We start from the raw sequence: 14,369 nt of genomic DNA, 5'->3' as shown, positions 1-14,369 counted from the left end.
TTTTAAGTTTTCCCTTCCAACAGCATTTCTTGTGGTTTGTTTTCAATTTTAATATTTATTTATTTCCGGTAAATAGTCTCCCGGTTCTTTTAAGAACTTTGTAGCCTGTACTTTTGTTAGTATTCATACTTACTAACAACTTAATATTAGATAATTATGTGTAAGACAAATGTATTTTTAATCACAGCGCTTGTGATTATATTTTCAGTAATACCTCAAAAACGTGTAAGAGCTTGTACACGTGTAGTTTATCAAGGAAACAAAGATATGGTGATAACAGGTCGTACCATGGACTGGAAGGAAGATACCCGTAGTAATATTTGGATCTTTCCACGAGGCATGGAGCGTAATGGAGAAGTGGGAAAGGACCCGATGCATTGGAAATCTAAATATGGTAGTGTCGTTACTTCGGCTTATGATATATGCAGCACTGACGGCATGAATGAAAAAGGACTCGTTGCTAATTTATTATGGCTGGCAGAATCGTCTTATCCTCAATGGAATGGTGAAAAACCGGCTTTGTCCATAGCTGCCTGGGTACAATATATGCTTGATAATTTTGCAACGGTGAATGAAGCGGTTTCCGAAATAGAAAAGAATACTTTCGATGTGGTATCGGATATGATGCCTGACGGTACACGTATGGCTACTCTTCATCTCTCCATTTCAGATGCTACGGGTGATAATGCTATCTTTGAATATATAGATGGAAAGCTGAATATACATCATAGCAGGTCCTATCAGGTGATGACCAATTCACCCGTTTTCGACCAGCAACTGGCACTTGATGATTATTGGAAGACTATTGGAGGAACGACCTTCTTACCCGGCACTAACCGGGCTGCCGACCGTTTTGTGAGGGCTTCATTCTATATTAATGCAATTCCTAAGACCGAAGATACACGTACGGCACTGGCCAGTGTTTTCAGCGTGATACGTAATACTTCTGTTCCGTTTGGCATTAGTACTCCTGATCAGCCGAACATATCTTCAACACGTTGGAGAACAGTTTCCGATCAAAAGGATAAGGTTTATTACTATGAATCTACTTTATATCCTAATGTATTCTGGGTTGACTTCAAGGATGTGGATTTTTCAGAGAAAGCACCCGTCAAGAAGTTGAACCTCCTTGATGGTAAGACGTATGCGGGAAATACTGCTAAAGAGTTTGTTACTACCAAGCCTTTCCAGTTCTTAGGGATAAAATAATTTAAAAAGAACAAAAAGAAAATGCACCCCTGATTAAAGGTGCATTTTCGCAAAATAAACGCCTAATTTTTATCTTCCCAGTCTATTTAGACTATTAACAACGAAAACAAATTAAATGATTAAATAAAAAAGCATTCTCATTTAATTTTCAGTTGTTATTAATAAAAGTGTCAGGAGTATGTAAATCAACTATTTGATACTTTGCTTGAGATGGGTATTGTGGAAAACAAAAGCACTTCCTGTCGTTCGCTCACGGAGGAAGTGCTTCACACAAAAACTAAACTAGACTTAACTAAACTATTCTATTGGGGGAAGTTTCACAACTTCCTTTATCTGTTCGATGCAAAGGTAAAAAAACATTTTTTAATATGCAATAGGAAATTATGTTTTGTCGACGGATTCGGATATTTTATCGACAAATGAATGTTATATTCTAACTCCTTTTATCCAGGAATGCCTGAAATACCTGTTTATAACTATCGCTGACAGGGATATACGTTTTATCGAACACAATTCGTCCGCGGTCAATAACTCTTATTTTTTCTTTCTGGACAATATAAGATCTGTGAACCCGCATGAAACGGGAAGCTGGTAATAATTCCTCCATTGATTTCATGCTCATAAGGGATAATATAGCCCGGGCACTATCTTCTGTATAAATCTTAACATAATCTTTCAAACCCTCCACATAAAGTATCTTTTTAAGCTCTATTTGCATTAGCTTATAGTCGCTTTTTACAAATATACTTTCAATTTCTTCTTTGGGTTGCTGTAATAGCTCAAACCATTGCACTGCTTTGGTGGCTGCCTGCAAAAAATCTACGTAGGAGATTGGTTTTAACAGATAATCCAGGGCATTTACTTTATAACCATCGATAGCGTATTGCTCAAAAGCAGTACTAAATACGATACGGGTATGCGGATCTACCATTTTAGAGAACTCGAGGCCATTAAGTTCTGGCATTTGTATATCGAGGAAAAGCAAGTCAACTCGCTTCTCCGGTAGTTCTTTCATAGCCTGTACAGCACTGGAATATTTTCCGTTCAATGTCAGGAACGGGGTCTTATTGACGTAGCTTTCCAATAGGTCTAAAGCTAACGGTTCATCGTCTACTATGGCACAAGTCAGGTTCATAATGTTGAATATTTAGGGTTGATAGAGCTATAAAGTGATAATGTGATATTGCTTCATCACTCTATAACCCTATCACCAATATTGATTTATATTCTTTCCCGTCGTCACTCACTCCCTGCTTCCATTCATACCGACCGGGATAGGTCAGTTCCAGACGTTTCCGTACCTGCTCCAGCCCTATACCACTTCCACTTTTATCAGCTTGGCTTTTGGGATGGTAGCTGTTGGTTATTTCACAGCACACCTGACCGGGACTTTCGCTGAAATGGATGCGGATAAAGCTGGGCTCAGTAGGGGAGATGCCATGTTTGAAGGCATTCTCTATGAGGGAGATGAAAATGAGTGGGGCTATTTCCGTACGGCTATCGGCACGGACATCGATTTGGGTCTCTACAGTCACGTTGGAGGCAAGACGGATACGCATCAGCTCGATATAGTTGCGGATGAAGTCCATTTCTTTACCCAAGGCAACGACGTTTTGCTGGTTATCGTAGAGAACATGGCGCAAAAGACGGCTCAACTCCTGGACAGCAGCTTGTGCTTTATCGCTATCGAAAGCGATAAGGGCATAGATATTGTTCAGGGTATTGAGCAGGAAGTGCGGATTCAGTTGATTACGCAAGTTTTTCAATTCAGCTTCTGTACGGCTTTTCTCTGCTTCACGACGGGCAGCCTCCACTTTTACCCAACGACCACTCATGCGGATTGCAGCCGCCAGACCAACAGTGAGAACCATTGAGAATACATCGCGCAGGATAAATATCCAACTGGGAGGTCCGGGACGCTTGGGAGCAGTGGATTTCACATAGGTATGGAAGATGAAATCCTGCCAGAAGTGTACACCAATAGCAGTGCAAAGTATAAGTAGGAAGTTCAGTATGATATACTGTTTAATTCGTCCCTCAAACAGAAAGCGAGGAATAAAGAAGCAGTAGTTTATATAAAACACGATAAGGAACGATACCGGCACTGCACTGCCATGACGCAGGTAGTCTACCCAGCTAACTGTGAATCCACTGCGGTTCATCAGTAGAAATGGAAAGGCAAAAACGATGCCCCATCCGATGATATGAATAAGGATTTCTACAATCCGGCGTGTTTTGGGCTCTTGCATAATCATATTACAAAAATAGGTAAATTTAGTGATTAGCGTTTAGTGATTAGTGATTAATTGCTATGCAGCGTAGTTAAATTCACTAATCACTAACCACTAATCACTGTTACTCGTATCTGATTGCCTCTATCGGATCCAGATCAGCTGCTTTCTTAGCCGGATACCAGCCGAAGAATACACCAGTGACGGTACAGACAGCGAAGGAGAGGAATACACTCCATGCCTGGATGTAGATGGGCCAGTGGGCTACGTTCTTCACAATGAATGAGGCACCGCAGCCGATGACGACTCCAATGATACCACCTGTAATACTAATAAGGATGGCCTCAATCAGGAATTGTGAAAGAATATCCACGCCACGTGCTCCTACGGACATACGCAGACCGATTTCGCGGGTACGTTCGGTTACACTGACATACATAATGTTCATGATACCGATACCACCTACTACCAAAGAAATACCGGCAATACATGCCAAAAGTGTGGTCATCAAGTCAGTGGTAGAATTCAGCATCGTACTGAGTTCTTGCTGGCTACGGATGGTGAAGTCATCGTCATCACTTTCTTTCAGCTTGTGATTACGGCGCAGGATGGTGGTAATTTCGTCCGTGGCATAATCTGTCATATCTTCGGAGAGGGCAGAGGCAAAGATACCTTGAAGATAGGTAACGGCCAGCATACGTTTCATTACGGTGGTGTAGGGGGCCAGCACGATTTCATCCTGGTCCATACCCATGGAGTTGTATCCTTTCGCTTTGAGCACACCTACTACACGTAGGGGAACCTGATTGAAGCGGATAATATGTCCGATAGGGTCCTGTCCGTCAGGGAAGAGGTTGTCTACAATAGTCTTACCTATGATACAGACTTTTGCTGCATTCTGAATGTCGGCTTCGGTGAACATTTCACCGCTTTCCACACTTAACTGACGAATATCGAGGTATTCGGTACCTACACCATTTACGGAGGCAGGATAGTTGTTGTTTCCGGCAATAAGCTGTCCGCTGGACGATACGTTTGGACTGACAGCTGCCAGGAAGTTAGTCTCATCCCGTAGTGCTTCGTAATCGGTCAGTTTTAAAGTCTGCATGGAAGAAGCATCTTGACGGACACCACCACGCATATCACCGCCCGGGTGAATCATGATCATGTTCGAGCCCATTTCCGATATCTGTGCCTGGATACTTTTCTTCGAACCCTGTCCGATGGCAAGCATGGTGATAACGGAGGCCACACCAATGATGATACCCAGCATGGTGAGGAAGGCGCGAAGCTTGTTGTTGGCAAGGGCGCGGAGGGCTATTTTGAAAAGGTTTGTTCCGTTCATAATTTATATTTCTTAGTCTTCATCATTTTTCGGCAATGCTGCCAGTGCCGCTGCTGCCGAGAGAATTTTCGTATTTACCGTGTCTTCCGTCACGTGCCCGTCACGCAGACGAATGTTCCGGCTGCTGTACTGGGCTATTTCGGGATTGTGGGTAACGAATATAATGGTGCGTCCTTCGGCATGTAGTTTTTGGAAAAGAACCAATATCTCAAAAGAAGTACGCGTGTCCAGATTACCTGTTGCCTCATCGGCAAGGATTACGGCAGGGTTGTTTACCAAGGCACGGGCAATGGCTACACGTTGCATCTGTCCACCCGACATTTGGTTCGATTTATGTTCCAGACGGTCGCCCAGTCCTACGGCTTGCAGAGCTTCTATGGCTCGGCGTCTGCGTTCGGCTGCTGAGACGGAAGCATTATACATCAAAGGCAATTCTACATTCTCCACGGCAGTTGTCTTTGCCAGCAAATTGTAGCTTTGGAATACGAAACCGATTTTTCGGTTTCGTAATATGGCGCGTTGAGGCTTACTCATGGTACGTACGGATATACCGTCCAGCAGGTATTCTCCACTGGTGGGAGTATCCAGGCAGCCCAGGGTATTCAACAGTGTCGATTTACCGGAACCGGACGTACCCATGATGGTGACGAACTCTCCTTCGGCAATGGAAAAGGAGATGCCGCGCAGGGCATGTACCGTTTCCTCGCCCACCTGGAAATCACGCCGGATATTTTGCAATTCTATGACTGTTTTACTCATATTGTTTTGATATTACTTTTTCTTCTTGTTATCTCCCGGACGACCAGGCATGAAGGGACTTCTTTCGTTGTCTCCCTGTCCTTCGGTTACAGTTGCCTGTTCGCTGCCTGTGCTGATTACCGCATCTGCTACGACTTGCGTATTTTCATTGATGCCACCTGTAATTTCCGTCATAATTCCGTTAGAGATACCGATGCTGACCGGATGTGCAGTAAACGTATCTCCTTCGCGGGTCCACACCTTATGCTCTCCTTCGCAGTCCTTGATTACGGCATCCTTGCCTACCAATGGAGCTGCCGGTGTAAAGCGTAAAGCCTTTGCAGGAACACTCAGTACTCCTTGCTTATCCAGTGTATAGATCGTAATGTTTGCTGTCAATCTCGGTTTCAATTTCAAATCCGGGTTGTGGGCGGAGATCACTACTTCATAAGTTACCACAGTGGTAGATGTAGTGGTACTGCTTGAACTGCTGGTTGCTCCAAGACGGATTTGTGTAACTTTACCTTCGAATACATCATTCGGATAAGCATCTACTGTAAAGCTCACACGTTGTCCTTCTTCTACATCGCCTATGTCAGCTTCATCTACATCGGCCACTACCTGCATTTGTGTCAAGTCCGCAGCAATGGTGAAGAGGGTCGGAGTTTCGAAGCCGGAAGCTACTGTCTGTCCTTCTTCTACATCACGGCTGATAACAACGCCGTCGATAGGAGAGGTGATGGTGGCGTACGACAAGTTACGTTCTGCCTTGGCAAGAGATGCCTTACTACTGTCATAGGCACTTTTGGCTTTCTGGTAGTTGTAGAGGCTTTGCTCATAATCCGTATCGCTGATGAGTTGCTTCTCGTGCAGGCCTTTGTTGCGTTCGTAATTCTTCTGTTGATATTCATATTCGGCTTTGACACCATCATAGGTTGCCTTTTGTGAAGCAAGTTCACTTTGCAGGGTCACTTTATCCATTTCGGCAATGAGTTGCCCTTTGGTCACTACCGAATTATAATCTGCATACAGCTTATCAATGATACCACTGACCTGTGTACCTACTTCCACTTCGGTCACCGGTTCAATGGTGCCTGTGGCAGTCACAGAGTTGGAAATGTCGCTACGACTTACGGTAGCCGTCTCGTATACCACTTTCCGTTTTTTGGCATCTCCACCAAATATCCAGATAGCTATGCCGGCCACAATGATGATGCCGACCGCTACGATGATAATTTTTTTCTTACTCATATCGTTTCTTTATTTATCACTAATCACTTATAATTGTATTCCTTCTCCCTGGTAGAATCGCAATAACTGTGCATTCAGTATAGCCATATATTTGGCTTGCAATGTTTCCTGTTGCGCATTGAGCAGGTTATTCTTCTCTGTCAGCAGTTCTACTGTATTCTTCATGCCCAGGTTGAACTGCTCTTGAATGAGATCGTAACTTGTCTGTGTACTACGTAGTTTCTCGGCAGCTGCGACATATTGTTGTTGTGCACTATTGGCATCTAACCATAAACTTTCAATAGTCTTGTATAATGTCTTCTGCTGATCCTGCAAGTCCAGTTCGCTGGTCTGTTTTTGCAGGCGGGCTTTCTGTACCGCACTTTTGGTTTGACGGTTGTTGAAGATAGGAATGCTCACGGTCAGACCTAATGAGTTGTTCCAGTTATTCTTCACCTGTTCGGAGAAGGAGAAATCATTGCCGTTGGCGTTCGTTGTACCGATACCGGCACTGAGGCTCAGTGTAGGGATATATCCTGCTTTGGCAATGCTGATATCCAAATCGGAAGCCTGTACATTCAGCTTGCCCGATTCTATCTCAGGACGGAAAGTGAGAGCAGCTCGATACACATCTGTTTTGGTGGGCAGGGGTGTCAGTACATTTTCATCACCTAAGACAGGCAGATAGAGATTCATTTCACTTTCACCATCCAACTCCAGAAGTTGTTTCAGTTGTAATTTGTAATCTTGCAAGGTGGCTTGTGCTGTCACTAACTGATATTTATCAGTGCTGACCTGTGATTCTAACTGTGCGAGGTCGCTCTTGGCGATACTTCCGGCCTCCAGCAACTGCTGTCCGCGATCACGTTCGGCCTGACTGACGGCAAGAGTGTTCTCATTCACTTTAACAGCTTCGGCAGCGTAGAGTATCTGCACATATATTTGTGCAATGCTCTCTTCGATAGAATTTTCACTTTCGGCTACATTGAGTTCGGCAATGCGGTTGTTCAACTTCTGCTGCTTGATGGTGTTCAGGCGCTTGCTACCATTGTAGAGGGTCCAACTGGCATCAATACCATAGCTACCGTTGTACGACGTCTTACTGGTGCTACTGGTGATGTTGTCACCATCGATAATCGTATTCGTCTCGCTGTTGGGGCGGTTCACGATACGTTGGCTGACACTTGCCGACAAACTGGGAAACAGGGCTGCTTTCGCAGTTTTCACATCCACTTCGGCGCTTTCCGCACTGATACGGTTACGCTTCAGGGTGATGTTGTGTTGCAGGGCATAGTCAATACAGGTTTGCAAGTCCCACTGAGAGGGGAGCGCCGCATCATCTTGCGATGAAGTACTTTGTACTGTGATTTCCTGCGCTGCAGTGGGAGTCGCATCCTGTGCCTGCAGTGTCGTGCTGCCGACACAGGCGCTTGCCACACTGAGTGTTATCACTGTCAATCTTCTTACGTTTCTCATATCTTCGTTATACTATATTGTTTTACGATTGCGAAGATACGGTGTCGTAAAATGCCCTGCAAAATAGATAGACGGTTCGGATTTTTTCGACGCCAGAATGCTTTTTTGTGTCGATGACTAACTTTTTGCTCTTTTATTTGTTATTTAAAATATAAAAGTTTTATATTTGTAATGATTATAAATTCTCTATTATGAAGAATACAATCCAGAAAATCTGGCGGTTTTACGTCGATGGATTCCGGGGTATGACGCTCGGGAAAACTCTGTGGCTCATTATTCTGGTGAAACTGTTCATCATGTTTTTCATATTGCGTATATTCTTCTTCCCCAATTATCTGAACTCATCTGCGGTAGGCGAAGATAAGGAGGAGTATGTGAGTAGGGAACTTATTGACCGTGCTCTTGGTAATTGCTTATAATTTCATAATTAATAACTTGATTTCTTATGCTTGAACACATCGACACTTCTCTGATTGACTGGTCGAGGGCGCAATTCGCACTGACCGCCATTTATCACTGGATTTTTGTGCCGCTCACATTGGGGCTGGCAGTCATCATGGGTATCATGGAGACCATGTATTATCGTACGGGGGATGAGTTTTGGAAACGCACCGCCAAGTTTTGGATGAAACTATTTGGCATCAACTTTGCCATAGGAGTAGCCACGGGTCTGATTCTCGAATTTGAGTTCGGAACCAACTGGAGTAACTACAGCTGGTTTGTGGGCGACATCTTCGGAGCACCGCTTGCCATTGAGGGAATTCTGGCTTTCTTTATGGAGGCTACCTTTATTGCGGTCATGTTTTTCGGCTGGGATAAAGTGAGTAAAAAGTTCCATCTGGCATCTACCTGGCTGACAGGACTTGGTGCGACGATCTCTGCCTGGTGGATACTTGTGGCAAATGCATGGATGCAGAATCCGGTAGGGATGGAGTTCAATCCTGATACGGGAAGAAATGAAATGGTGGATTTCTGGGCAGTAGCATTATCACCTACAGCGGTAAATAAGTTCTTCCATACCGTGTTGTCCGGTTGGGTACTGGGTGCTGTATTTGTGGTGGGTGTTGCCTGCTGGTTCCTGCTAAAGAAGCGGGATAAGAAATTTGCATTGTCAAGCATAAAGATAGCTGCCTGGGTAGGTTTGGTTTCGGCCGTGCTTTCCGCATGGACCGGTGATGGTTCGGGCTATCAGGTGGCACAAACGCAGCCGATGAAGTTGGCAGCAATGGAAGGTTACTACGAGGGACAGCAAGGGGCCGGATTGGTAGCAATTGGTATGCTGAACCCTGAAAAGAAGACATACAATGACGGACAGGATCCTTTCCTGTTCAGGATGGAGATACCAAAGATGCTCTCTTTGCTTGCTGAAAGAAAGATGGATGCGTTTGTACCCGGTATTGCAGATCTGCTGGAGGGTGGATATGAATTGAAAGATGGTACCAAAGCACTTTCTGCAGAAGAGAAGATAGAGCGTGGAAAGATAGCGATTGGTGCGTTTGAGGCTTATCGTGATGCCAAGTCGGCAGGTAACGAGGAAGATGCGAAAGTAGCGGCCCAAACGTTGAAAGAAAATGTAGCTTATTTCGGTTATGGATATATTAAAGATGTGAATGATCTGGTACCTAATGTACCATTGACATTCTATGCGTTCCGTGTGATGGTAATGCTGGGCGGTTACTTTATATTATTCTTTATTGTAATACTGTTTCTGGCGTATAAGCGTGATTTGTCGAAGATGAAGTGGATGCATTGGGTGGCATTGCTGACCATTCCGTTGGGTTATCTGGCCGGACAAGCCGGATGGGTAGTTGCTGAGTGCGGACGTCAGCCGTGGACCATACAGGATATGTTGCCTGTGAATGCGGCTATCTCTAAGCTGGATGTCGGTTCCGTACAAGCTACATTCTTTATCTTCCTGGTGCTGTTTACTATTATGCTGATAGCAGAAATCGGTATTATGTTGAAGGCAATAAAGAAAGGACCGGAGAATAATTAATAATTAATAATTAAAAATTAAAGTTCATGTCTTACATATTTCTACAACAATATTGGTGGTTCGTGGTATCATTGCTGGGGGCCCTTCTTGTATTCCTGCTGTTTGTGCAGGGAGGTAATTCGCTTATCTTCTGTCTGGGTAAGACGGAAGAACACCGGAAGATGATGATTAACTCCACAGGACGGAAATGGGAGTTTACATTTACGACGTTGGTTACGTTTGGTGGTGCATTTTTTGCATCGTTTCCGTTGTTCTACAGTACGAGTTTCGGTGGTGCATACTGGTTGTGGATGATTATCCTGTTCAGCTTTGTGTTGCAGGCTGTCAGTTACGAATTTCAGAGCAAGGCGGGGAATTTGTTAGGAAAGAATACATATCGCACTTTTCTGGTGATTAACGGTGTAGTAGGGCCGGTGCTGCTGGGTGGTGCAGTAGCTACGTTCTTTACAGGTTCGGAGTTCTATGTCAATAAAGCCAACATTACGAATACGGTGATGCCCGTTATCAGTCAGTGGGCAAATGGCTGGCACGGACTGGATGCATTGACTAACCCGTGGAATGTAGTGTTGGGATTGGCTGTATTTTTCCTTTCACGCATTCTGGGTGCTCTGTATTTCATTAATAATATTGATGATAAAGATTTGGTGGCACGTAGCCGTCGTTCCCTGATAGGAAATTCGGTGTTGTTCCTGGTATTCTTTTTGTCATTCGTTATCCGTACACTGTTGGCGGATGGATATGCTGTGAAACCGGAGACGGGAGAAATCTTCATGGAGCCTTATAAGTATCTGACGAACTTTATTGAAATGCCGATGGTGTTGGTGCTTTTCCTTATTGGGGTGGTACTGGTGCTTTTTGGTATTGGGAAGAGTTTGTTAAAGCCTAAATTTGATAAGGGTATTTGGTTTACAGGTATCGGTACGGTGCTTGCAGTGTTGGCATTACTGCTTGTTGCGGGCTACAATAATACGGCTTATTATCCTTCTACAAGTGATTTGCAAAGTTCACTGACGCTCGCAAACAGTTGTTCCAGTGAGTTTACATTGAGGGTGATGTTCTATGTTTCTTTCTTGGTTCCGTTTGTGCTCGCATATATCTTCTATGCTTGGAGAAGCATTGATATACATAAGATCGATGAGAAAGAGATGAAGGACGGAGGGCATTCGTACTAAGAGATTATTGATTCATTTGTTTTATATAAGGGATTGTTTTGTTCAGGACTAATGAATATAACGTTTGCCCTTAGGAATAACAGGGTGTTGACCTTGGTTAACAGGCCTGTCAACCTTGGTTGACGGCTCTGTTAACCTACGTTGACAAGCCTGTTAACCAAGGTCAACACTCTATAAGACTTACTGTAAAGATGCAAAATGAGCTGGGCAAATACCTGTTTAGTTAGCTTCTTATTTATAACTAACCTGTTGCATACCGATCAGCCGGTCATACCTCTCTCCAAAGGGTCGGTGGTAAACAAGTATCAGATATTCATTCTCCGTTTCATAGAAATTCCCCTCTGCCTGTGCGGTGCTTCCTATCGTACTTCCGGGTGCTACATACAGATACTGATAATTATATGCTCCCTGCTTCAGCAATCGGGCACACTCATAAGCGTGAGTCTCCGGGTTGTATTTCAACAGATTCTCTTCATTAAAATCATCGTACGTGAAAGCTCCTTGCAGATAAAACTTTCCCTCTGTAAGCGGGTTCTCCCATAACAGAGAGAAATGTACAAAGAAGTAATCTGCTTCCGTAGTGTTATCCACTGCTTCATCATACCGTATTACAAAACGCCCATTCTGATCCTGGTCATAACTATAATTTAGTAGGCGTGGCTGGTCCGGTTGCAGCGTGACGTGATAGTAAGGGGCATGATAGCGGATACTTTCCACACCTTGTGAGGCATATCGTGTACTTACCATTTCGAAACGGCGGTATTCGTTTCCTGCTGGAAATATTAGCGCACGGTTATGTTCGTAGCGTAACTGGTCAGGACCAACGTAAGAAGGTTGAAGATTGGTAACTTCGTTGTCTGTACGATTATCCTGTAAAACGCGTACTCTGATTTCATTCTGAGGGTTACGAATGGGATATCCCTTATGCTGGATACTGAAGCTGACTTGCTGATGGGTCTTGTTACGATCTATCTCTGTGTCACTGCTGACTTGTGCTGATATATTTACCTCTTTCTCCAATATCCGGAAACAAGTGCTGAAAGCGGGTTTATTTTTGCTCTCTGCATCATCATAAACCAACAGACGATAGTTACCGGAAAGTTTGGGACGTACCTGTTCATTGGGAAGCGTCAGGCGATAGTGTGTGTAGGGCAGAGTAGTGTTGACGGAAATATCGTGATCCTCTATCGGATTATCATTGAAACCATCCAGGTATTCTGTTTCGGAAAGGTCGGACGGGGTCCAGTCTGCATTGCAATGTGTGAGGACATACTGATAACGATGGTAATCGTGCGTGAGGTGGTCGAATGAGATTTCTACAGTTTCACCTTCACCCAACCGGATGACGGCAGGAGCCATATAGTCGTTGTTAGCGATGACCTGCACCGTATGTATATGCGGATTATAAACTTCTGTACGTTGGGCGTGTGCTCCACAACAGATAAGTATACAAATTAAGAACAATGGCAAGGCTTTCTTCATTTCTTTTCTGCTTTTTCTACCGGAGGAAATTTGGGAACTAACTTCATCAACCTTAATATCTGTGACTGTCTGCGCAGGATGTAAGCTGACGGGTGTGCGGAATCAAAACGTATGGGGTTGGGAAGGGTTGCTGCAATCAATGCACTTTGACCTGCTGTCAGTTTAGCAGCAGTGGTGTGGAACTTGTATTTGGCGGTAGCTTCTGCTCCATAAATACCTTTTCCCATTTCGATAGAGTTAAGATATACTTCCATGATCCGTTCTTTCGACCAACAGAGTTCAATAAGCCAGGTGAAGTAAACTTCAAGTCCTTTTCGCGTCCATGAAGATTGGGGCCAAAGAAATACATTTTTTGCAGTCTGTTGGCTGATGGTACTGGCTCCTCGCTTCCGCTTTCGTGTTTCATTCTCTTTCATAGCTTTTTTTATTTCTATGAAATCGAAACCATTGTGAGTAGCAAAGCGATTGTCTTCCGAAGCGATTACCGCCATCGGCAGGTGAGGAGAGATTTTATCAAAAGAAACCCAACTGTGATGCCAGACCGGTTTTTCGCCTTTAAAAATCTGTTGGGTACTACGGATAACCATAAGGGGAGTGAAGTAAACGGGAATAAAACGATAAATCACCACCGTGAGAATAGTGGAGATAAAGAAAAAGAGTATCAGATTGCGTAGGATTCGCAAAATCTTCTTCATATTTATTGTCGTGGCTTTTGTTGGTTAGTAACGACAAGCTACGAGCTACAAGCTACGAGTACTTTCGGACTGGTAGCGCAGTAACTTGTAGCTCGTAGTTTGTAGCTTATTTACCTGCTTCTGCGTTCTTAATCATCTGTTCGCTGGCATACATATAGATATCCACACGACGGTTTTGACTGGCTGTCATGCTGTCATCATACTGATTGTAGCCTACGCCTTCCACTTGCTTGAATTGTGCAGGAGAAACGCCGCAATCCTGCAGATAGTTTTCTACAGTATATGCACGGTCTTTTGAAACTTTCATGTTTGCTTCATAAGTACCTACTTTATCTGTATGTCCTACGATAGCAATGTCCGTTGTAGGGTCTTCCTTCAGAATCTGGGCCAGTTCGCGCAAAGAAGCTTTTGATGTATTGCTCAATGCTGATGAATTAAAACCAAACAGGATGCCTGATTCGAAAGTTACTTTTACAGCAGCAAGTCCGTTGGTATCGGTTACTTTCTCTACCTGTGCACCTTCAATTTTGGCAGCTTCGGCAGCTTTCTTATCCATCTTATGGCCAATGGCAACACCGGCACCTGTACCTACTGCCGCACCGACAGCCGCACCGATAGCTGCGCCCTTACCTTTACCGATAAGTCCGCCAATGATAGCACCGGCTGCTGCGCCTGATCCACCACCAATCACACCGCCTTTTGCGGTATTGTTCATCGTACTACAGCTTCCTAATAATATAGCACCGCTCAATAGCAGTACACTAATTTTCATCTTTTTCATAAGTTGTTCTTTTA

At 44.1% G+C, this 14,369-nt stretch carries 13 protein-coding genes; 4 read left to right on the top strand and 9 right to left on the bottom strand.

Features of this window, described 5'->3' with window-relative positions; translation table 11 throughout:
* Positions 1-156 precede the first annotated feature (156 nt).
* Entirely contained in the window at positions 157-1,209 is a 1,053-nt protein-coding gene (locus DW036_RS18785; RefSeq protein ID WP_187374638.1) for a linear amide C-N hydrolase, read from the top strand.
* Between the two features lie 433 nt (positions 1,210-1,642).
* Here DW036_RS18785 and DW036_RS18775 read toward each other — a convergent pair whose 3' ends face one another.
* The 6 genes from DW036_RS18775 to DW036_RS18750 form a co-directional block, all read right to left on the bottom strand.
* Entirely contained in the window at positions 1,643-2,344 is a 702-nt protein-coding gene (locus DW036_RS18775) for a LytTR family DNA-binding domain-containing protein (RefSeq protein ID WP_118465740.1), read from the bottom strand.
* A 61-nt stretch (positions 2,345-2,405) separates the two neighbouring features.
* Entirely contained in the window at positions 2,406-3,464 is a 1,059-nt protein-coding gene (locus DW036_RS18770) for a sensor histidine kinase (RefSeq protein ID WP_118465739.1), read from the bottom strand.
* 100 nt (positions 3,465-3,564) lie between these two features.
* Entirely contained in the window at positions 3,565-4,785 is a 1,221-nt protein-coding gene (locus tag DW036_RS18765) for an ABC transporter permease (RefSeq protein ID WP_118220503.1), read from the bottom strand.
* A 12-nt stretch (positions 4,786-4,797) separates the two neighbouring features.
* Positions 4,798-5,544 (bottom strand): ABC transporter ATP-binding protein, encoded by a 747-nt coding sequence (locus DW036_RS18760; RefSeq protein ID WP_007663465.1) that lies wholly within the window; start codon positions 5,542-5,544, stop codon positions 4,798-4,800.
* Between the two features lie 12 nt (positions 5,545-5,556).
* On the bottom strand, positions 5,557-6,774 hold the full coding sequence (locus DW036_RS18755; protein ID WP_118465738.1) for an efflux RND transporter periplasmic adaptor subunit: 1,218 nt from the start codon (positions 6,772-6,774) through the stop codon (positions 5,557-5,559).
* A gap of 27 nt (positions 6,775-6,801) precedes the next feature.
* A complete protein-coding gene (locus tag DW036_RS18750; protein WP_118465737.1) occupies positions 6,802-8,229 on the bottom strand; it encodes a TolC family protein in 1,428 nt (475 codons plus the stop codon).
* A gap of 191 nt (positions 8,230-8,420) precedes the next feature.
* On the opposite strand from DW036_RS18750, the gene DW036_RS18745 reads away from it, so the two are divergent.
* From DW036_RS18745 to DW036_RS18735, 3 genes are read left to right on the top strand one after another with little or no spacing between them, the layout of a single operon-like run.
* Positions 8,421-8,648: a DUF4492 domain-containing protein gene (locus DW036_RS18745; RefSeq protein WP_118465736.1), complete on the top strand. Its 228-nt coding sequence runs from the start codon at positions 8,421-8,423 to the stop codon at positions 8,646-8,648.
* Positions 8,649-8,674: 26 nt separating this feature from the next.
* Positions 8,675-10,225, top strand: coding sequence for a cytochrome ubiquinol oxidase subunit I (locus DW036_RS18740; protein WP_118465735.1), 1,551 nt, complete (start codon positions 8,675-8,677; stop codon positions 10,223-10,225).
* A gap of 26 nt (positions 10,226-10,251) precedes the next feature.
* Positions 10,252-11,397: a cytochrome d ubiquinol oxidase subunit II gene (locus DW036_RS18735; RefSeq protein WP_118465734.1), complete on the top strand. Its 1,146-nt coding sequence runs from the start codon at positions 10,252-10,254 to the stop codon at positions 11,395-11,397.
* A 231-nt stretch (positions 11,398-11,628) separates the two neighbouring features.
* Here DW036_RS18735 and DW036_RS18730 read toward each other — a convergent pair whose 3' ends face one another.
* The 3 genes from DW036_RS18730 to DW036_RS18720 all read right to left on the bottom strand — a co-directional run bounded on the left by DW036_RS18730 (position 11,629) and on the right by DW036_RS18720 (position 14,355).
* Positions 11,629-12,879 carry a DUF5103 domain-containing protein gene (locus DW036_RS18730; RefSeq protein ID WP_118465733.1) on the bottom strand — a complete coding sequence of 417 codons (1,251 nt, stop codon included), beginning with the start codon at positions 12,877-12,879 and terminating at the stop codon, positions 11,629-11,631.
* Positions 12,876-13,574: a monofunctional biosynthetic peptidoglycan transglycosylase gene (mtgA, locus tag DW036_RS18725; protein ID WP_118465732.1), complete on the bottom strand. Its 699-nt coding sequence runs from the start codon at positions 13,572-13,574 to the stop codon at positions 12,876-12,878. Before mtgA ends, DW036_RS18730 begins: the two co-directional genes overlap by 4 nt.
* A 106-nt stretch (positions 13,575-13,680) precedes the next feature.
* Positions 13,681-14,355: an OmpA family protein gene (locus DW036_RS18720; protein ID WP_007663451.1), complete on the bottom strand. Its 675-nt coding sequence runs from the start codon at positions 14,353-14,355 to the stop codon at positions 13,681-13,683.
* Positions 14,356-14,369 lie beyond the last annotated feature (14 nt).

The organism is Bacteroides sp. AF39-11AC, assembly GCF_003474285.1.
In the GTDB taxonomy this organism is placed as follows: domain Bacteria; phylum Bacteroidota; class Bacteroidia; order Bacteroidales; family Bacteroidaceae; genus Bacteroides.
Note: the sequence above shows the minus strand (reverse complement) of the source record. Positions and strands in the feature narration are given on the sequence as shown.